The sequence below is a fragment of the Calothrix sp. NIES-2100 genome, from assembly GCF_963875285.1.
Taxonomy (GTDB): domain Bacteria; phylum Cyanobacteriota; class Cyanobacteriia; order Cyanobacteriales; family Nostocaceae; genus Aulosira.
On the sequence record NZ_CAWNLA010000001.1, the window covers coordinates 8,106,083 to 8,127,214 of the forward strand.

General features: G+C 38.3%; 13 protein-coding genes and 1 pseudogene. 13 read left to right on the forward strand and 1 reads right to left on the reverse strand.

Annotation, left to right across the window (positions count from 1 at the left end):
• Positions 1 to 3: 3 nt before the first annotated feature.
• Positions 4 to 1,572 (reverse strand): tetratricopeptide repeat protein, encoded by a 1,569-nt coding sequence (locus tag AACU32_RS33020; RefSeq protein ID WP_096606161.1) that lies wholly within the window; start codon positions 1,570 to 1,572, stop codon positions 4 to 6.
• A 215-nt stretch (positions 1,573 to 1,787) separates the two neighbouring features.
• Here AACU32_RS33020 and AACU32_RS33025 point away from each other — a divergent pair, with 215 nt between their 5' ends.
• The 13 genes and pseudogenes from AACU32_RS33025 to AACU32_RS33085 all read left to right on the forward strand — a co-directional run bounded on the left by AACU32_RS33025 (position 1,788) and on the right by AACU32_RS33085 (position 21,107).
• Complete coding sequence (locus AACU32_RS33025) at positions 1,788 to 2,543, forward strand: hypothetical protein (protein WP_096606163.1); 756 nt, start codon at positions 1,788 to 1,790, stop codon at positions 2,541 to 2,543.
• 70 nt (positions 2,544 to 2,613) lie between these two features.
• A complete protein-coding gene (locus AACU32_RS33030) occupies positions 2,614 to 4,557 on the forward strand; it encodes a hypothetical protein (RefSeq protein ID WP_096606165.1) in 1,944 nt (647 codons plus the stop codon).
• A 37-nt stretch (positions 4,558 to 4,594) separates the two neighbouring features.
• Positions 4,595 to 6,742: an AAA family ATPase gene (locus AACU32_RS33035; RefSeq protein WP_096606166.1), complete on the forward strand. Its 2,148-nt coding sequence runs from the start codon at positions 4,595 to 4,597 to the stop codon at positions 6,740 to 6,742.
• A 34-nt stretch (positions 6,743 to 6,776) separates the two neighbouring features.
• Positions 6,777 to 7,511 carry a hypothetical protein gene (locus AACU32_RS33040; protein WP_096606168.1) on the forward strand — a complete coding sequence of 245 codons (735 nt, stop codon included), beginning with the start codon at positions 6,777 to 6,779 and terminating at the stop codon, positions 7,509 to 7,511.
• 242 nt (positions 7,512 to 7,753) lie between these two features.
• Positions 7,754 to 8,080, forward strand: coding sequence for a hypothetical protein (locus tag AACU32_RS33045; RefSeq protein WP_096606170.1), 327 nt, complete (start codon positions 7,754 to 7,756; stop codon positions 8,078 to 8,080).
• Between the two features lie 114 nt (positions 8,081 to 8,194).
• Positions 8,195 to 8,515, forward strand: coding sequence for a hypothetical protein (locus AACU32_RS33050; protein ID WP_096606172.1), 321 nt, complete (start codon positions 8,195 to 8,197; stop codon positions 8,513 to 8,515).
• 266 nt (positions 8,516 to 8,781) lie between these two features.
• Positions 8,782 to 9,249 (forward strand): hypothetical protein, encoded by a 468-nt coding sequence (locus tag AACU32_RS33055; protein WP_096606175.1) that lies wholly within the window; start codon positions 8,782 to 8,784, stop codon positions 9,247 to 9,249.
• A gap of 107 nt (positions 9,250 to 9,356) precedes the next feature.
• Entirely contained in the window at positions 9,357 to 9,956 is a 600-nt protein-coding gene (locus AACU32_RS33060) for an AMP-binding protein (RefSeq protein ID WP_096606177.1), read from the forward strand.
• A gap of 285 nt (positions 9,957 to 10,241) precedes the next feature.
• Positions 10,242 to 11,549: an NF041680 family putative transposase gene (locus AACU32_RS33065; RefSeq protein WP_096597113.1), complete on the forward strand. Its 1,308-nt coding sequence runs from the start codon at positions 10,242 to 10,244 to the stop codon at positions 11,547 to 11,549.
• Positions 11,550 to 11,670: 121 nt separating this feature from the next.
• A pseudogene (locus tag AACU32_RS33070) lies at positions 11,671 to 12,171 on the forward strand (class I adenylate-forming enzyme family protein); the annotation flags it as partial.
• A gap of 78 nt (positions 12,172 to 12,249) precedes the next feature.
• Complete coding sequence (locus AACU32_RS33075) at positions 12,250 to 12,597, forward strand: class I adenylate-forming enzyme family protein (protein ID WP_339378723.1); 348 nt, start codon at positions 12,250 to 12,252, stop codon at positions 12,595 to 12,597.
• A 683-nt stretch (positions 12,598 to 13,280) separates the two neighbouring features.
• Positions 13,281 to 15,386 (forward strand): AAA family ATPase, encoded by a 2,106-nt coding sequence (locus AACU32_RS33080; protein WP_096606181.1) that lies wholly within the window; start codon positions 13,281 to 13,283, stop codon positions 15,384 to 15,386.
• 327 nt (positions 15,387 to 15,713) lie between these two features.
• Positions 15,714 to 21,107, forward strand: a complete 5,394-nt coding sequence (locus AACU32_RS33085) for an ATP-binding sensor histidine kinase (protein ID WP_096606183.1) — start codon at positions 15,714 to 15,716, stop codon at positions 21,105 to 21,107.
• Positions 21,108 to 21,132: the final 25 nt, after the last annotated feature.

Below are 21,132 nucleotides of genomic sequence, written 5' to 3' on the forward strand. Positions count from 1 at the left end.
AATCTAGGTATTTTCTTGATGCAATTCATCAGTTCTTTGTAAAATTTCTAGTCCATGCCTTGCTTTTTCAAGAGTTAACCTATAAGGTTTCATTCCTTGCAAAATTTGAATGGTCTTGAGCAAAAGTTTTTTGGCAAATTGGCGTTGTTTAGGTTCTTGGATGAGAATCATTGCCAAATCACAGCTATAATCGGCTACCAGGGGATGAGTATTGCCGTAAAGTTTCACCACAAGTTGGATAGCTCTACTGTAAAGAGATTTGGCTGTTTGGGAGTCGCCCTGATAGTAGCATACACCAGCTAGACTTGCTTGAGCGATCGCCAGGGTTAAATGATTTTCTCCATGAATTTTTTTTGTGAATGTAATTGCGCGCTCGTAACAAGAGTGAGCTTCAGTATATTTTTTTTGTTTTGCATACAAATGAGCTAATTCTATGTGAGCATTAACCATATAAGCGTGTTGTTGACCGTAAGCTTCACTAATAATATCAATTGCTTGATTGCACAGGGATTCGGCTTTTATGTAATTTCCTCTTTTATCATGTAAAATTGCTAATTTTATTTTGGTATTTGCGACTTCAGAATGGCGTTCTCCATATTCTGATTGAAGTGTCTGTATGGATTCCAATACAAGTTTTTTAGCCTTTCTGAATTGCTCGGAATCTATGTATATATCTGTAAGGGTTAGAGTACTAGCGATTACATCAAGATGACAATTACCAAATATTTGCTTTCTGAGAGCGATCGCTTGGATGAGAAACTCTTCAGCCTGTTTGTATTCTCCCCTTTCAAAATGAACTACCCCAAGATAATGATAATTCTCGGCGATCGCTGGACTAGCTGAGTTAGTACCGTTCAATCTTTTTTGACACTGATTGAGTAAAGCATGTGCATCTGAAAATTTTCCTTGTGCGATACAGAAGCGCACTATTCTTTGTATGAGAATTGCAAAATCTTCAGGGGTATAGCCGTCGATATTGGTGGCTTTTTGAATAAAAGGAATTAAAGGTTCGAGGGATTTTAGTCGTTCTTGGGTATAGTCGTTCAAGCTTGTGGGGAAAAGCTTGGCTGCTGCTACCATTGCATGACAGTAAGTTTTATCTAGGTTTTTTAGTTCAGCCTGCTTTTTCAATTCGTGACTTGGATTTTTGCACCTATCCCCCAACCAAGCTAGATTTGCACTTACGTTCTGGTAATTAAGGGGATTATGGGGAAATGTAATGACAAAATGACGTTTAGTTGTGTTATCCCTTTCTTCGCGCTTATCTTTAGCAATTCCCAACTCTATCAAACACTGAATGGTATTTTTCAGTTTCTTTGATTTCTCTGTAATCGTTAATTCGTGAAAGTTTTGTTGATCGGATGACAGAGATGACAGGGATGCGAGAAATATATCTATTAATCTTGCAAGATGAGCAGGTTCGGCTTTGACTCGAATATCCGTATCCGGTTCGCATTGAATCAAAATTTTTTGACCTTTTGGTTCATTGATGGTATTAGTCACGTAGGCTAGAAGGCTAGAAACTAACAGTTCAGCATCAACTTGAACTGTTTTATAAGAAGTTCTTGCCATATTTGTTGTAGATCCCCAGCTTGCAAGAGTATAAATCTCTCAAACCCTTGTGTATACAAGATTATAGCCATTTTAAGAGAGATTTGCTGGGGAATATGTGAATTAGTTATAAATATTTTGCAAATGTTCAGGGAAATTACTCTAGGTGATTTTACCCTAGGAAATCTCTAAACGTGTTGCATATCTTAGTTGTATAGCATTTACCACTACCAAAAATGTCCCAACCGCTATCTTCCGGGGATGAAAGTTGGCAAAATTCACTGTCTAAAAGTTTGGGATTAGATAAAATTGACTTCTCCCACAACTCCACAGACTTGGATAGTGTATCACCTGAGATGCCGCAAATCCCCGATCTCGGTTCAATACTGCACGAACGTCAGAATTCACTACAACCGGAAATACATTTCAATGCGTGGGAACGTAATCCCACTTCTCTTCACTCTCCTAAATCTACTCATTCCAGTTTGGAACAATCAAATATTCAAGATTTAAATGTGTTACAGAGTTTAGATGATTTTCCCAAGAGTATCGATAGTTTACAACAGTCGGAAATTAATGATTATCCAATTAATTGTGATGTTCTTCAGACCGATTACTCTCGATATTCTGCAATTAATCAATCACTGCACTTGGAAAATCATTTAATGGTAATGAATTCATCTAGCCATAATTGCCCATTTACAACTATTAGCGATAGTGGTCAAGTTTACAAACATACATCAGATAATTCGAGTGATAATTATTATGCTGGATATATAAGCGATCGCTCTATTTATAATCCTAGTGGTTCTTATCAAGGATATGGGGGGACAGATGGCAAAATTTATGACCACAATAATCATTGTGTGGGTTGGATAGATAGTTGTGGTGATGTTTATAATACCGCTGGTATCCAAGTTTATCACACTACTAAAGGAGTTGTAGGAGGTGCTGCTTATATGCTTTTAGTTTATCACGGTGGTGTTTCATAAATTTAGATAATTGTCTTGTTATTAAACATTGAAAAAATACAATATTTTAGATAAATAGAGGTATATAAACATGGCTTGGAATTGGTTTATGATAACTATGAACGCGGTGTTAGATACGGCGTTTAGGTTTGCTCCTCAAATGTATATTGCCGAGCAACAAACAAAAAATACAAGAGCAATTATTGAGTCAAATAGTGCTTTGGCAGAAAAACGAGAAGAAATACAACTGGAATATCTAAAGCTTCAGTATTTACAAGATAAGGAAAGACAAAATTTTCAAGCCAATCAAAATAAGTTAAGCTATGAACGCAATAAAGAATTACAAACCTTTATTCAATATTGTGAAAATATAAGATTGCAACAAAATTTTGAGTTCCAACGATGGCGTTTTCAGAAGGAAAAAGAACTTCAGTTATTAATTTTAAAGCTTAACCAAGATTTTCAGCGAGAATTAGCTTTAATTCACCGAGAAACTTCTTTAAAAAGTCTTGAAGAACAAAAACGTTTAGAAAATTCACCAATTTGGTTGATAGCCAGTGATATTCTTAACTCAAATGTGGGAGAAATAACACCAATGCACATTTTTTTATCTCCAGCCAAAATTCAATATGAACGTTTTACAAATGCGGCTAATACCAGTAAGGGTTTTCCTGATATTGAGTTAACTTTAGCTGAAGGATTACGATATTTTTTCAAAAATTATTGTAGTTATAATCGCCCTTTAGATTTTGTTGGCGGTGCGTGGGTAAGTGCTAGTTATCATAGTGAAGCAAGTATTAAAGCTTTAAGAGGCGTTTTAAAAACAGAGCCAACTTTAATTTTAGAAACAGAAGTTGATGGAGATTACCTCAATTTTCGGATTGCTTATTGGAGCTATAATGTTGCTAATTTTCGCTATGATTCAGTCATCTCCCGCCTATCCTATCGAGATATTTTATACGAATCTGCTAAAGAACGCGCTCGTCAATGGCAGATAACTCGAAAAAAGCTAATTGCTACTGGAGAAAATCCTGAAGAAGTTGATAAACTTTATGGTGGTGATAATCTACAAAATTGGGCAATTTTACAACGGGAAGAAAGCGCAAGAAAAGCAGGCGTGGATAAAAATGAAGTCGAATACCACTACATGGTTAATAAAAAAGATGTAGAAGAGTTAAGTAATTTTATCACCATTTACCACTGTATTTTTGCTGGGTTAATCGCAGATGAATACTTTTTAATAGAGTATAATTTTAATCCAGTTTTGCCCCAGTTACTGCCTAATTTAATTACACAAATTCCTGAGCGAGATGCAATTCAAGCTTTAATTAATAAAATAGTTAATTACTATCAAGATATTACTAGCTTTTTTGTAGAAAATCGTTCGGCATTAGCTCCTGAATTTCTTATAGATTTAGCTTTAAATTTAGGAAAATTTACTAATCATAACTGGGTAGTCAACCAATTAATTTATTCTCTAGAAACTTGGTTAAAAATTAGAAAATTATCAGTTGCCAACGAACTTGAGGTATTACTGAATAAAGTAGAAGCCAATTTAACTGATCGAGATCGAGACTATGTTAATAAATTAAATCGTCTTCTCAGTGTTATTGGTCACAAACGTTCTTTGAGAATAGTTAATAATTTCTATGAACCAGAATTTAATGATACGGAAGAGTTTGAAATAGAATTGGACAAAAATCTTGATATTGATTTTGATAATCAACAAGACGCAAGCGTTGATTATTACAATCTTGTTGCTTTTGTTCCTAATTCCAACTTATATACATCAGTTCAATGGCTACATCACAGTTGTGAATTCCCACTACAAATAGGTGATAATGGCAAAATTCGTTGTGAATATTGTTCTCAAAATAAATTAATTTTTGACTGGTATATAACTGACAATAATCATCTTTCAGAAAGACCATTTGGAACAAAAATAGATGTTTCATCTGCTTTATCTTTTGCTGGTCAAATGATACCTATAGCTGGTCAAAAATGGATGAATCGATTTTTAGAAAATCTTGAATAATCATTACAGCCGTTAAATAAAAAGGAAAATTAATTATATGTGGGGAAGAGTTGCGATTTATGAATCTAATCATATTGGGCAAAATATGGTTATTCTTCCTAAATCAATTTATGAAACTTATCAAACTAATGAAAGAGAACCTGTATTTGTGGAAATTAATTCTTCCCAAGAGAGCCAAGTTAAAGCTTATGGTCAAGCTTGGTATGATGAAACTAATCAGTTTCAAAATAATGGAATTCAGGAAGTTTATAATGTTGGCTTAGAACAATCTTTAATTAATACTTGTTTACTGAAATTAGGTGATATTGTTAAAATCGAACCAATTCAACCATCAGACATTCAAGAAGCTATTTCTTTAGAGTTAGAATTTTTAGGAGATTCTTCTGCTAAGATTCAAACCGAAAAAGACTTACAATATCTAAAAAATCGGATTTTGGGTAGTGAAATAATTTTAGCTCAAGAAAGCCGCTTTATTATCCCCATTAAAATAGCAGACATAAGTCAAAAACTTCTCTGTCGAGTCCTAAAAATAGAACCAGAAGATGTTCCTGTAAGATGTAATGAAAAAACAAGCATTCTGTTCCGAGGTTTATCTGTTAAAACTGAAAGTTCATCTGTTAGTTTCTCTAACATAGGTGGTTTAAAAAAACCTATTAGTCTTTTACGAGAAATGGTGCAATTACCGATGGAACATCCTCAAGTATTTTTAGATATGGGAATTGAACCACCAAAGGGAGTGTTACTATACGGATCACCTGGAAACGGGAAAACTTTGTTAGCAAGAGTAATCGCTCAAGAAGTTAATGCTAAATTTTATGTTATTAATGGACCAGAAATTACTTCTAAATTTGTAGGAGAAGGGGAAAGAAAACTGCGAGACATCTTTGAAAAAGCCAGATTAAATGCTCCTGCAATTATTTTTATGGATGAAATAGATTCCATTGCGGGTAAAAGAGATGGTTTTTCCGCAGAATTTGAAATTAAATTAGTGGCACAATTACTCTCTTTAATGGATGGTTTAGACAATCGTGGTAATGTAGTTGTTATTGCTGCTACTAACCGTCCCCATGCTATTGATCCTGCTTTACGCAGACCAGGTAGATTTGACAGAGAAATTGAAGTAACTTTACCAACAGAAGAAGAACGGTTTGAGATCCTTCAAGTTCATAATAGAAAAGTTAACCTCGATCCAGACATTAATCTTCAAGATTGGGCGAAAAAAACTACTGGTTATACTGGAGCAGACTTATCTAGTTTAACTAAAGAAGCTGCAATGCGTTGTTTTAGAAGAATTTTTGAATTAGCTTCAGATGGCCACTATATTAAAATAGGAGAACCAGTAGTAACTGATGAAGATTTTTTAGCAGCTTTTAAGGAATTACAGCCAACTAATTTAAGAGATTTACCCCCACAAGAAGAAACTTTTTCTTGGAATGAAATTATTGGTGCAACAAGCATTAAAGAACAATTAGCCAGTTTAATTGAAACTCCTTTAAAAGATCCCAGACAATTAAAATTAATGGGATTGACAACCCCTCCGGGTATTCTTTTAGTTAGTGGTTCTCGTTCGGGGAAAAAGTCCTTAATTTTTGCCCTTGCTAAAAAACTCAACCTCCAATGTATTGTTGTTAGAGCCTTAGATTTAATCAATCAAAATCCTAGAAATAGAGAAAAACAAACTTTAGCCGAAATTTTTCGTAAAGTACGACTATCTTCTCCATCAATTCTGTTAATTGACAAAATAGACTCTGTTTTTTCAGAACAGATGCAATACAACATGGAAAGTTTTGTACTAGCTGAAGATTTAGCTGATGAAATCAGAAGAAATCGTTTGTACGATAATGTTTTCGTGGTTGCTACAGCGAGAACTACTCAATATTTGCCACCGATTTTACTAGAACATTCTGTATTCAGTCACGTCTTACAAATGCCAATTCCTTCTCTTGATGAATGTGAATTAATTATTAAGAGTAAATTAGGCAAGCACTTTAGTAATGATGCTGAAATCAAAGAATTAGCAAAATCAGTGCAAGGTTTAAACACAGGAGAGGTGATTTACATATGTGAAGAAAGCCTAAGAATGTCTATTCGAGCAAGTCTCGAATTTCAAAACACTATGGCTACAGGTTTCAAACAGATTGCCCAATTTACTAAGGAAAGTAAATGTGTTGAATCTGAAAATTAAAAACTCAATTCATCTAATTATGGAGACTTAAACAATGACAAACAATCCTAATTCCAGACAAAATCAATATCATCAGAATCAACCAGAGCAAGTAGGAATACAAGAAACTATTCAAGCTAACTTACAAATGGCTGATGATACATGGGAAAGGGTACTCTGTGCTTTAGAACGCTTGGAATATGTCACTGAAGAAGCTAAACCCCAACGTTCTGCGACACGAATAGATCGTCATTATGACCGAGATAATATTCGAGTTTCTGCTATTCATGCACAGGAAGAAGTCAATTTGCAAGTTAGTGCTTTTTATCGGGTACTTTCTCCAGTCAGAGGTAATGAAATTTCAGATTGGTTACTTAAGGATTTTCTTTGCTGGTTAGGGGGACGTGAAAAAATGGGACTTCAGTTAAATTTAACTGATAAATATGCTATTCCAGTAATCAACTGTATTTTGGGTGTTCCCTATAAATCTTTAAATTTACCTGAACCAAAATATTCACAACAATCACAGCCGCTCTCGCAAAATAATCAATCAAATTTGGAAATGATGGGTGCAGTGGAGCAATTAGGTGCTAGTTTACATGAAACCGATCGGATAATAGATGATTTTTCTGGTAATACTCAGAAAAAAGCTACTCAGCATAATCACGACCGAGGAACTCTTCAAGAGGGAATGAAAAGACTTCAAAATATTGCTAATGATTCTCGTCAAGTCGATTGGTTTAAGCGCTTTGGAAACGAATGGTGGAATCGGCTACAACAAGTAAGATAAGTTTTCAGATTGTCTAGGATTAAACACATCTTTTTTAGGCTAAAAAATACTAAGTTGATTTTTTTATTAAAAGATAACATTAATAAGACAAAGTTTTCCAGAATATTATAATTGTATTAATTATTTATAAACTTAAGTTCTTGTTTTGTTATCTATTTATTAACCAACTAAAAATATTAGCCTAATGCAACCATAATCAAGACATCAAAATGTCAATAACTGGCAAATAACAAGAGGTACAAATGACAACATATTATGATTTAAAAATTCGCTGTCCTGCTTGTATAGCAGCAGGAAAATCAGGGGGATCTCCTGCTCAATGGAATCATGCTAATGGGTGTGGTGGCAAAATTCAAATAGGTGATAATGCTTATTTAAAGTGTGTTTCTTGCAGTCATACAAAACATCTGAAAAATTGGCGATATGCTTGCGAAGAACATGAAGCAGATTATCGACCATGTACAGGAGCAAGTTTTGCGAACGCTATTTCTACAGCAGGTCAGGTTACAAGTCTTGCAGGAGTTCGATGGTTAAGAACCTTAATGGACAATATAGGAGATGACTGGTAATCGGCTCTATTCTTTTTACTTGTTTCTTAAGTTTTGCTAATAATGCTTGGGAGTGATAAATTCACTCCTAAATCTTTCAAAAATAACTTACTAAGTCAAAAATGTTGAAATAAAATGACTACTTATTACGATTTAAAAATTCACTGTCCTGCTTGTATCGCTGTAGGGAAATCAGGAGGTTATGCTTCCCAATGGTATCACACAGACTGTGGTGGTAGGCTTCAGATTGGAGATGATGCTTATATTAGATGTTCTAGTTGTTATCATAGAGATCACATAAGATCTTGGCGATATGCTTGTGAAAGTCATGAAACTAGCTATAGACCAACTAATGCTAATAGTTTTGCTAATGCTATCTCTACTGCTGCTCAAATTGCCAATGTTGCTGGAAGAAGGTGGTATATCAGACTTTTAGATAATTTAGAAGATTGGTAAATTCCATGAGGACAATCACTCTTAAAATCACTGATAAATAAATGTAAGCGCAACTTAATGTAAGTAAAAAATTTTAGACGCATGGATTGCCACCCCATACTCCAAAGATGACTAAAATCTGCGGAAAATGGAACAGATCGCAGAGTTAAATTTAAAATAAACAAAAATTGAACATCTTTTGACCTGGAATCTGAGCAATCAGGCAAGACACACTACAACTATCGATTCTGAACACAGTAGTTTGTCAAGCATCAAGAGGTCAAACAATGATTCGCCACATTTCTATTTCTGCTGCTAACCCCCGTCATGTTGCTGAAGTCATGGCTGAACTTTGGGGAGGACGTATTTTACCATTTCCCAGTCATGCTGGTAGTTATATGGCTTTGGCTTGGGATGAAAGAGGAACAATGATCGAAGTTTACCCACTGGGTACGGAATTAGTTCCTGGTGATGCAGAAGTGGAATTTCGGGAAAATGATTCTCCTAGTCACTTTCAAGCAGTACACGCAGCTATTGATGTCACTGCTAGTGAAGAACAGATTTTAGCAATTGCAGCCCGTGAAGGTTGGCGTGTATTAAGTTGCAATCGCGGTGGATTTTTTGAAGTTATTGAATTATGGATTGAAAACCGCCTGTTATTGGAATTGTTAACCCCAAAAATTGCACCACTATATACCAAGTTTATGCAACCTGAGTCTTTAGAGGCGTTTTGTGCAGCTATGGGTGTGGCGTAAACAAGATTTGATCAATATTTTCCAGCTTGGTGGCAATTAATTTTTGCTTGCACAGATCCAAGCTGGATCAGCCAATGTATATAACTTGAAGGAAGGAGACATATATTATGAGTCTTGGTGATTGTGTCATCAATGCTAGTAACTTATACTCAGATAAGATAGCGCTTATTTTTGAGCATCAAGCTTGGAACTATCAAGACTTGAATGAAATTACAGACAAAATCGCTGCTTCTTTGATGAATATGGGGATTAGCAAAGGCGATCGCATTGCTCTACATTTATCAAATTGTCCGGAAATTGTCTTTTGTTACTATGCTTGCTTTAAAATTGGTGCGATCGCAGTTCCTCTCAATACTCGTTTAAAAGCACCGGAACTCGAATTTATCCTCAATCACTGTCAAGCTAAAATCTGTATCAGCCAAGCGGATTTATTTGCGGAAATTCAGCAGATTTCCGGCAAAATTAATAGTATAGAAGCCTACTTTATAGTTAGTGATATTACAGACATTACAAACGGGCATCCATTTGAAAAACTATTGCAACCGAAAGAAAAGCGAGAAGTGCCAAAAATTGATGAAAATGCGTTAGCGAAGCTTACCGAAGGTATCGCGGCAATTTTATACACATCAGGCACTACCGCCCGTCCCAAAGGCGTTACCCACACCCATCGCTCTTTACAACTGGAGTTTAGACTAAAAGCGATATGAGAGAACGCAAACCAAATGGAATTAGAGGTTAAAAATATTATCTTGTCAGTCTCAAAGCATCGGCGACCTTGAACAATTTTTGTGTAGTATGCTTGCCGAGAAAATAATACAATAATGATAATCATGAAAATGGTGGGAGAGAAACGAGCGACGCTCGTTTCTCTCCCACCCCCCTTATTCGATTATCATTATCAGATAATGAGCAACAAAAAGGGGTGTCTGATTGAATACAGTCCCCCTTTTGGTAGAAGGTGAGAAAAGAACTACCATTACTCACCTGCCAACATGAAAAATGCCAGACTTGAAGAGTTTCGTCAAGTAGCTTACAAATATTTAGGTAGAGCCAAAGATGCGACCTTTGAATTAACAGATGCGATATTGCTAACCCGCAATGTTTATTCCTTAGCAGATTTATCCTTATCACCAGTATTTAGACGCAAGTGGCCAAGCATCTATGAAGCCTTACAAGATAGCAGACCACAGAGACAGAAATTGATGCAGCTATATATCAAACATATCCCAGCAGAGGAACGACCATTGTTAGCAGGAGATCATACAAACTGGTCACGCCCAGATGCAGTAACGTTACAAGAGAGGACTTATGAGCATAGTGGCGCATCCATAGCAGGAAATAAACCGATTACCATTGGTCAAGGATATAGCACAATTGCCTGGATACCTGAAAAATCAGGTAGTTGGGCACTACCTTTGAGACATGAACGGATCACAAGTGGGGAAAGTCCAATCTCAAAAGCGATTTGGCAACTAAAACAGGTGTGTAAATATTTACCTGTTAGACCGATTTCAGTTTGGGATAGTGAATATGGGTGTGCGCCTTTTGTCTTAAAAACTGCCAGTATTCCCGCAGATATTTTGGTACGATTGCGCTCAAATCTTTGTTTATGGGGTCAGCCTGAAGCTTATTCGGGTAAGGGACGTCCCAAGAAACACGGGTCTAAATTCAAACTTAATGAACCCACAACATGGAGTGATGCAGAATCTGTTTTAGAATTGGATGATCCGAAACTACAACGGGTAAGGATTAGCCTTTGGAAGAATTTACATTTCCGTAAGGCGGCGGCGCGTCCGATGTTACTCATCAGGGTTGAACGTCTCGACACACAAGGCAATGAACGAGTGTCCAAACCTTTGTGGTTAGCTTGGGTTGGAGAAGAAATGCCACCACTAGAGGAAGTTTGGTGTCTTTACTTGCGTCGCTTTACCATTGACCATTGGTATCGCTTTTTAAAGCAACGTCTACATTGGACAGTGCCACAGTTGAGCACTCCCAAGCAAAGTGAAAGATGGAGTGACCTCATGCCTGTGATGACTTGGGAATTGTGGTTAGCCCGTGATATCGTGACTGACAATCCTCTACCTTGGCAGAAGTCTCAGGGGAATTTAACCCCTGGAAGAGTTGCTCAAGCTATGGGTGGAGTTTTCGCCACCATTGGTACTCCAGCCCTTCCACCCAAACCTCGCGGAAAGTCCCCTGGTTGGGAACCCGGAAAAAAGCGTCACCGTAAAAACCGATGCCCGATTGTTAAAAAAACCGTAACACGACCACGTAAAGAGCCATCAGTTGCGGTTTAATACTAAAGATTATTCATAATTTCGCTAAGTCTGTGATTAACTCAGCCCTGCTGGGTCGTTTTGCATAGCTTAGTCTAAACTCCAGTTACAACTTACAGCCGCATATCATAGTCAACAAACCAATTTAACCGACGCAGATATTAGCGGCGTGATGTTACCTCTGTGTCACATATTTGGCTTTGCTCTACAGATGATTGCAGCTATTAGTGTGGGTGCAACATTAGTGATTATGCCTCGCTTTGAGCCAGAATTAGTATTGCAGAATCTCCAACAACATGGAGTTACCAAACTTTACGGACTACCAGTCATGTACAATGCTTTGGTGAACTACCCAGAAATAGCTGCATATAGTCTAGATACTTTGCAACTTTGTTTTGCTGGCGGTGATGCAGTTCCCCCAACCCTACAACAACAATTTACAAAAATATTTGGGGTAGAAATTCTCGAAGGCTGCGGGATGACTGAAGTAATTCCTTATAGCATGAACCCTCAAGAAAATAAACGCCTGGGTTCGATTGGTAAAGCTACACAAGGAGTGATGCTAAGACTAGTTAATGAACAAGGGGAAGATGTTCCCCAAGGTGAAGTTGGGGAAGTTTTAGTCAAAAGTGAAGCGATGATGCTTGGCTATTGGAATCAGCCAGAAGCTACCGCCGCAGTATTAAAAGATGGTTGGTTATACACAGGCGATTTAGCTTGGATGGATGAAGATAATTATTACTGGTTTGTCAGCCGTAAAAAAGAAATTATCGTCCGGGGTGGTTCTAATATTTCACCTTTAGAAGTCGAAGCAGTTTTATATCAACATTCATCTATCAAAGAAGCAGCAGTCATTGGTTTACCAGATGCAACTTGGGGTGAAATTGTCCAAGCATTTGTGGTACTGCGGGAAGAATACTCTATTAGCAAAATCGAATTAATGGAATTTATGCATCAAAGAATCGCCGCTTACAAAGTCCCAGAAAAGATTGCGTTTCTGCCAGAACTACCCAAAGGATTAACAGGTAAAATCCACCGCAAAACATTACGAGATTGGGCAACAGCTTAGAATAATTCGTAATTCTTATTTGAATTATAAGTAGATCGGACTAAATCAACATAACATGCTCTGTCCGCAGCGTTCGCGCAGCGTCTTGAAGAGAGGAACGAAGGAAGCAATCGCTGCATACTGGGCTTGCTACCCTGGGGGACGCTACGCGCTAAGGGAACTCCAAAAAATACTAGCCCCTAGCCCTAGTCCCTTTTTTATGTTTCCTGGTGTATGCAATTCATGACGGCTACTTATATTGAGAAATTTAAATTTTTGCAATTTAAAATCATCAAGCTGAAAATTTTGTGGGATACTTAAAAAAGTTTCTTAATTACGAATGCATAATTTGTAGTCAAGAGACTTTTTTGTATATGTTGCTAATTCTAATTTTTTAGACATTGCTGAAGATTTTTTAGCGGTTGTTCATCTGTGTCTCTAAAAAGATGTTGGAAAAGTATTTTTTATTACGCAAAAATTTTATAAACCTAACCTGCCTACCCCCTGTACCTTGTAGGAAATGGGGGTTTCAAAGCCTATCCTGGTAGGAGAGGGCGGAGATGGAAAGAGGTTTGGAAGTGAGGTGTTTGAGTAAACTTTACGATTTTCTAAGTATTATTTAACAATAAATTAATAATTTCAGCAAATGTCTATTAATTTCTCATCAGTTCATCCCGCTAAAAATTGATTGGGAGATAAAGTTTATGCCATCACTATCAGAACGGCTATCTTGGGAAAGAAATCGCAAATTTGTAGGTAGAGAAAAGGAAATAAATTTATTTAAAAAAACAATTATATCGAAAGAGTTGCCTTTCAATATTTTGCATATTTTTGGCCCTGGGGGTGTGGGTAAAACCAGCCTGATACAGCAATTTAAAAATTTATGTAAACAGCTAGAAATCCCATCAATTAACATCGAAGCCAGGAACTTAGAACCTGCACCAGAATCTTTTTTAAATGCTGTAAATTCTAGTATAGGGTTATCAGAAGGCGATTATACCTTACAAATACTGGCTGCTAATGAAAAACGCCAGGTGATTTTTATTGACACATACGAAAATATTTATCCATTAGATGAATGGCTGCAAGCAGAATTTTTACCACACTTATCTTTTGCTACTTTGGTAGTTTTGGCAGGACGTAATTCTCCTTCCGAAAATTGGCGTAGCGATCCTGGATGGCAAGCTTTAATTTATATTTTACCCTTACGCAACTTCAGTCCCGAAGAAAGCTTAAATTACTTGCAAAAAAGAGAGATTCCCGCTAACCATCACGCAGGAATTCTCAACTTTACCCACGGATATCCTTTAGCATTATCCTTAGTATCAGATGTATTAGCACAGGGGCAGGATATTTCTTTTCCATTGGAAACTGCACCTGATATTATCACAACTCTACTCGAAAGATTTATCAAAGAAGTACCCACACCAGCACATAGAATGGCTTTACAAGCTTGTGCTGTAGTCAGGCTAACTACCGAAGCATTACTCACCCAAATATTGCAGTTACCAGATACTCATAATTTATTTGAATGGTTGCGGGGACTTTCGTTTATTGAAACCGGACAATTAGGATTATTTCCCCATGATTTAGCTAGAGAAGTTTTAATTGCCGATTTGCGTTGGCGAAATCCTGATTTTTATGCCCAATTGCATCATCAAGCCCGTAACTATTACAGCCAACGTTTAGGACAAACTCAAGGGTTAGAAAAACATCGGGTGTTATTTGATTATATTTTTCTCCATCGAGATAATCCGGCGATTCGTCCCCGTTTTACTTGGGGTGAACAGAGTAGTTTGTTAACTGATGGATTTAAAGAAACTGACAAAGATACAATTTTAGAAGCGATCGCCACCAATGAAGGTGAAGAATCAGCGCGAATTGCAGCCCATTGGTTACAGCATCAACCCCAGAATGTCTTAGTATTTCGTGATTCCCAGCCAACACCAGCCGGATTTGCAATTATGGTGGCGTTACATGAAGCTAGTAGAGAAGAGATTAATATTGATCCTGGGGCTGTTGCCGCTTGGGAATATTTGCAAAAACATGCACCCTTACGCCCACAGGAAGGTGCAACAATCTTCAGGTTTTGGATGGCGCGGGATACCTATCAAAGCGTTTCGCCAATCCAAAGCCTAATTTTCGTCAATTTTGTGCAATATTTCCAAAAAACCCCAGGATTAGCATATACATTTTTACCCTGTGCCCAACCAGAAGAATGGGCACCCATGCTAACATACTTTGATTTAGCGCGATCGCCTGCTGCCGATTTTACAGTCGGGGGACGAAACTACGGCGTATACAGCCATGATTGGCGGATAGTTTCACCTATTGCATGGCAAGAACTTTTAGCACAAAGAGAAGTTGCCGCCTCGGAGGTAGTTGCAGCCACCACACCCGCAAGTCAACCGCTATTAGTTCTCAGTCAATCAGAATTTATGGCAGCAGTACAAGATGCTTTGCGTAACTTTACACGTTCTGACGCATTACATCAGAATTTATTATTGCGATCGCGAAGCGTGTACGAAGTACTCTCGCGTTTAGTAGAAGAACAAGTTACAGAATCAGGTAGTGTAGCCAAAAAGGTTGCAGCTTTGCAAACTCTCCTCAAACAAGCAGCAGAATCCTTGCAATCATCACCCCGTGACGAAAAATTGTACCGCGTCATCCATCGCACTTATTTACAACCCGCCCCAACCCAAGAAACAGCCGCCGAATTATTAGATTTACCCTTTAGTACCTACCGCCGTCACCTGAAAGCGGGAATGACCCGCATAGCAGAGATACTTTGGCAAAGGGAAATTCAGTAAACCGAAAAATTTTGCACAAGCCTTACCAGTTCTTCATTTCCGGTTGTGAATACAAAAAGTCGTGCATCAGCTTTTATTGTAAATAAAGGCTTTTTTGACTAGGAAGTAACAAATTTCTAAGCCAGTGAGGACAAGGGTTTACAGACGATATTGCCTCAAATTACTTGGATATCAGTGCAACACTTAATCAGCAAAGTAAATATGATTTGTTAATAAAATGTTACTTCCATTAATTGGATGTGTAAGTGGAAGGAAATTGTTTTATTTAGCAAATTTTAGGGAAACATAAGCTTGTTAACAATTTCTTTTGAAATTCTGTTTAAGACTATGAGGCTGGTAAAGAATACTTACACAAATCCGTTACCCTTCCTACCTGGCTATGAAATCGTTGAGCAACTGTATGTGGGTAATCGGACGATAGTTTATCGAGGAGTCGAAGAGTTAAGCCAGCGTTCGGTAGTAATTAAATTGCTGCAACAAGATTATCCCAGCTTCCATGATTTGTTACGTTTTCGTAATCAATACACCATTGCTAAAAATCTCAATATTCCTGGTGTGATTTGCCCCGATTGTCTGTTACCTTATGGCAATGGCTATGCACTGGTAATGGAGGATTTTGGTGGTATAGCTTTATCAAAATATACACAAACTCATAAATTAAATTTATTAGATTCACTGGCGATCGCGCTGCAACTAGCCGAGATTCTCCATCACCTTTATCTAAATCGGGTAATTCATAAAGACATTAAACCCGCTAATATTTTGATTCATCCAGAATCGAAACAAGTCAAACTAATTGATTTTAGTATCGCTTCCCTACTACCGAAAGAAAACGAAGAAATCAAGCACCCAAATGTGTTAGAAGGCACATTAGCCTATATTGCACCAGAGCAAACCGGGCGGATGAATCGTGGCGTTGACTACCGTACAGACTTTTATAGTTTAGGGGTGACGTTGTTTGAATTGTTGACGGGACAGTTACCTTTTGCTGGTGATGATCCTTTAGAACTGGTGCATAACCACATTGCCAAACCTGCACCCAGGATAAATGAAATTAACTCTCAAATACCAGAAGCGATCGCGCAAATTGTTGCTAAGTTAATGTGTAAAAATGCCGAAGACCGCTACCAAAGTGCTTTAGGCTTAAAGCATGATTTGGCAACTTGCTTAGAACAGTTAAACCAAACAGGCCAGATTGAACAGTTTATCATTGGGCAACGGGATATTTGCGATCGCTTCTCCATCCCCGAAAAACTCTATGGACGAGAAGCAGAAGTTCAGACACTCTTAGATGCTTTTGCGCGAGTCAGCAACGGTACCTCAGAATTACTGCTAGTAGCTGGTTTCTCTGGAATTGGGAAGACAGCGGTTGTGAATGAAGTTCATAAGCCAATCGTCCGCCAGAGAGGCTATTTCATTAAAGGTAAATTTGACCAGTACAATCGTAATATCCCCTTCTCTGCCTTTGTCCAAGCATTTCGGGATTTAATGGGACAGTTGCTTTCAGAATCTGATACCCAACTACAAGCGTGGAAAGCCAGCATTCTTGACGCTTTGGGAGATAATGCCCAAGTAATTATTGATGTGATCCCTGAATTGGAATGTATTCTTGGCATACAAGCACCTGTAGCAGAACTATCGGGTACGGCGGCGCAGAATCGGTTTAATTTGCTGTTTCAGAAATTTACTCAAGTCTTTACCACTCCCGAACATCCCTTGGTGATGTTTTTGGATGACTTGCAATGGGCAGATTCCGCATCCTTAAAATTGATGCAGTTGTTGATGAGTGAGCGGGAACAGGGGTATTTACTGCTGATTGGAGCTTATCGGGATAACGAAGTATTTCCCGGACATCCGTTAATGCTGACCTTAAATGAAGTCAGCAAAGTAGGAGCTACAATTAACAGAATTACCTTAGCATCTTTGAGTAGAACCAGCCTGAATCAGTTAGTGGCAGATATGCTCAAATGTGCTGAAGTCTTGGCACAACCTCTAGCAGAATTAGTCTATCAAAAAACCCAGGGGAATCCCTTTTTTGCGACGCAATTCCTCAAAACTCTGCATCAAGAGCAATTCATTACCTTTAATATCCAGGCTGGACATTGGCAATGTAATATTACTCAGGTACGCGAGGCTGCATTAACCGATGATGTGGTGGAGTTCATGGCCAAGCAGTTGCAAAAATTACCTGATGAGACTCAAAATATTCTCAAACTGGCAGCTTGTATTGGTAATCAATTTGACTTGAATACTTTGGCGATTGTCTCAGAACAATTGCCGCAGCAGGTAGCAACTGACTTGTGGAAAGGGTTACAGGAAGGATTCATTTTACCCATCAGTGAAACCTACAAGTTTTTTCAAGGGGATGGTTTAAATGATAACTACAGTGATGGGATTACCGTTGCTTACAAATTCTTACACGATCGCGTCCAGCAAGCTGCTTATTCCCTGATTCCCCAGGAGGAGAAACAGGTTGTGCATCTGACAATTGGTCGTCATTTATTAAACCATACATCTGCTGAACAATTAGAGGAGCAAATTTTTGATATCGTTAACCAATTGAATATTGGCTGTACGCTCATCAGCGATACCCTAGAGCAAGCAAGGCTGGTAGAGCTAAACTTGAGAGCCGGACGAAAAGCGATCGCTACTACTGCCTATGATACTGCTACCTATTGCTTAAAATATGCCTGTAATTTGCTGCCGACTGATAGCTGGCAAACTCAGTATGATTTGGCATTAGCTTGCTATAGTAGCGCGGCTGAAGCTGCTTATCTCAATACAGATTTGGTGCAGATGGAAACTTTGGCGGAAATTGTCTTGCAACAAGCTCGGAGTTTGTTGGATGCTGCCAAGGTGTATGAAATTAAAATTGATGCTTACACAAGCCAAGGTGAATTTACCAAAGCTGTCACCACGGGTTTAAACTTTCTCAAATCTTTTGGAATTGAATTTCCCAGTCAGCCGAATAAACAAGATTTTGTTGATTTTCTCCAACAAACCCAACAGCAATTGGCAGGACGTTCTACAGATGAGCTGTTAAACTTACCTGTGATGACTGCGCCTCAGTTCCAAGCACTGCTGCGAATGTTAGTTCAGATTAGTGGCCCTACTTACTTAGCATCTCCATCCCTGTATCCTTTAATTTGCTGTCAGCAGGTGCAGCTATCAGTTACCCACGGTAATATTCCCGCCTCTAGCTTTGGATATGTGGTTTACGGATTATTACTTTGTGGTGTAGTTGGTGACATTAAAACAGGTTATGAATTTGGTCAACTGGCTTTACAGTTAGTAGATAAATTTAATAATCAAGAATATGCCGCTAAAGTTTTATACATGACCAGCAAGTTTACTGTTCACTGGGTGAAAAATGCGGCGACAACTCTCCAGCCATTACAAGAAGCCTATACCCTGGGACTAAAAGTTGGCGCTCTTACTTATGCTGGCTATTCTGGTTATACCTACGCCTTTCATGCTTATTTTGTCGGTAAAGAACTCACAGCTTTAGAAACAGAATGTCAGGCTTACAGCATAGGCTTGGCAAACATCAAACAACAAGCATTCTTAGGCTACCTGCATATTGTCCACCAAACCGTTGCCAATCTTTTAGGAAAATGTGAGAACCCTACCAAATTAGTAGGCACAATTTTTGATGAAGGGGTAACTTTGGCAAATCTGGAACAAGCCAACGACAAAACGGGGTTATGGCATTTCCATCTGTGCAAAGTAACTTTAACTTATTTATTCGAGTACCATGACCAGACACTTTATCATTGTCAACAAGCAAAGCTGAATGCTGGCGGCGGTATTGGGATGCTCAATATACCAACACTGTATTTTTATACAGCTTTAGCCTGTTTCACCCAGTTGTCAGCAAATTCTCAGACAGATGAGTTATGGTCATTAATTGCGGATGCTAAAGAAAAGCTGCTAAATTGGGCTACCTATGCACCCACGAATTGCCAGCACCGATATGATTTGATTTGTGCTGAAGAACAGCGTGTTTTAGGACATCCACAACAAGCAATAGATTTCTACGATCGCGCTATTTCTCTAGCTGAGGAAAATGGCTATATCCCAGAACAAGCGATCGCTAATGAACTTACTGCTAAATTCTACCTTAGTTGGGGCAAAGAAAAAATTGCTGCTGTCTATATGCAGGAGGCTTATTACTGCTATGCTCGTTGGGGAGCGAAAGCAAAAAGTAACGATCTAGAACATCGCTATCCCCATTTACTGCGTCCGATTCTGCAGTCAGTTTCCCAACCCCTGAACCTGTGGGAAAGCTTGACAAGCACAATTCCAGATATTTCCCTGAATACCTCAGAATCTAGCCTGGGTCATAGCACAAACATCAATAACGCTATTGATATTGCCACTATGATCAAAGCTTCTCAAAGTCTATCTGCTACTCTGCAACTCGATGATTTACTACATCAACTCACAAAAATTATTTTACAAAACTCAGGTGGCGATCGCTGTGCTTTAATCTGTCCTAATTCTGAGGGTGAATGGCAAGTTGTCGCTATAGCTACACCAGAAACTACACAACTTTGTTCAGAACTACTCGATGGTAATCCCAACCTACCTGTGAAATTGATTCAGTATGTCAAGAACACGCAACAAATCGTGATGATTGACAATCTCAAAACTGATTTACCAATCATAGATGAATATCTTATTCGTCAACAACCAAAGAGTTTGTTATGCTTGCCAATTATTAGCCACGGACAATTAATTGGGATTGTATCTTTAAAAAATCGCTCAACTAGTGGAGTATTTACTAGCGATCGCATTTTCGTCCTTAACTTTCTCTGCACTCAGGCGGCGATTTCTCTAGAAAATGCCCGACTTTATCAAAAAGCGCAAACCTACGCCCAAAAACTAGAACAATCGCAACTGCAAATTGTGCAGAGTGAAAAAATGGCATCCTTGGGTAACTTAGTTGCCGGTGTCGCCCACGAAATCAACAATCCCATCGGCTTCCTGAATGGCAGTATCAGCAATGCCCAAGAATATGTACAGGATTTACTCGACTATATCGCCCTCTATCAAGAATATCATCCCGATGCTGCCCCACCTGTGCAAGAAAAGGCTCAAGACATTGATTTAGAATATCTCAGCGAGGATTTACCAAAATTACTTAATTCTATGCAAGGTGCAAGCGATCGCATTCAGTCTATCAGCACCAGCCTCCGCACCTTCTCCCGTGCTGATACTGAGTATAAAGTCAGAGCTAACCTGCATGAAGGTATCGACAGCACAATACTGATTTTGAAATATCGCCTGAAAGCTAATGATTCCCGTCCCGCCATTCAAGTAATTACCGAATATAGCGAGTTGCCTGTAATACAATGCTTTCCAGGACAATTAAATCAGGTATTTATGAATATCCTGGCTAATGCCATTGATATGTTCGATGAGATGGCAAAAACTCAATCATATCCAGAAATAGCCGCCCATCCGCAAAAAATCACGATTCGCACGGCAATGCTAGAAAATCAAGTTCTCATCTCGATTGCAGATAACGGCAAGGGTATGAGCGAAGATATCAAAGCGAGAATCTTCGACCATTTATTTACCACTAAAGGCGTAGGTAAAGGTACAGGCTTAGGATTAGCGATCGCTCGTCAAATTGTAGTAGAAAAACATGGCGGCAGCCTAGAAGTGCAATCCGAGTTGGGTAAAGGTAGCGAGTTCTGCATTCAACTGCCAATTTAGTTAATTGGCAATGGCGGATTATATG

Bases quoted from the DNA above. Each gene is read 5' to 3' on its own strand.
- AACU32_RS33020 (WP_096606161.1), bottom strand. From the start codon at position 1,572: ATGGCAAGAACTTCTTATAAAACAGTTCAAGTTGATGCTGAACTGTTA.
- AACU32_RS33025 (WP_096606163.1), top strand. From the start codon at position 1,788: ATGTCCCAACCGCTATCTTCCGGGGATGAAAGTTGGCAAAATTCACTG.
- AACU32_RS33030 (WP_096606165.1), top strand. From the start codon at position 2,614: ATGGCTTGGAATTGGTTTATGATAACTATGAACGCGGTGTTAGATACG.
- AACU32_RS33035 (WP_096606166.1), top strand. From the start codon at position 4,595: ATGTGGGGAAGAGTTGCGATTTATGAATCTAATCATATTGGGCAAAAT.
- AACU32_RS33040 (WP_096606168.1), top strand. From the start codon at position 6,777: ATGACAAACAATCCTAATTCCAGACAAAATCAATATCATCAGAATCAA.
- AACU32_RS33045 (WP_096606170.1), top strand. From the start codon at position 7,754: ATGACAACATATTATGATTTAAAAATTCGCTGTCCTGCTTGTATAGCA.
- AACU32_RS33050 (WP_096606172.1), top strand. From the start codon at position 8,195: ATGACTACTTATTACGATTTAAAAATTCACTGTCCTGCTTGTATCGCT.
- AACU32_RS33055 (WP_096606175.1), top strand. From the start codon at position 8,782: ATGATTCGCCACATTTCTATTTCTGCTGCTAACCCCCGTCATGTTGCT.
- AACU32_RS33060 (WP_096606177.1), top strand. From the start codon at position 9,357: ATGAGTCTTGGTGATTGTGTCATCAATGCTAGTAACTTATACTCAGAT.
- AACU32_RS33065 (WP_096597113.1), top strand. From the start codon at position 10,242: ATGAAAAATGCCAGACTTGAAGAGTTTCGTCAAGTAGCTTACAAATAT.
- AACU32_RS33075 (WP_339378723.1), top strand. From the start codon at position 12,250: ATGGATGAAGATAATTATTACTGGTTTGTCAGCCGTAAAAAAGAAATT.
- AACU32_RS33080 (WP_096606181.1), top strand. From the start codon at position 13,281: ATGCCATCACTATCAGAACGGCTATCTTGGGAAAGAAATCGCAAATTT.
- AACU32_RS33085 (WP_096606183.1), top strand. From the start codon at position 15,714: ATGAGGCTGGTAAAGAATACTTACACAAATCCGTTACCCTTCCTACCT.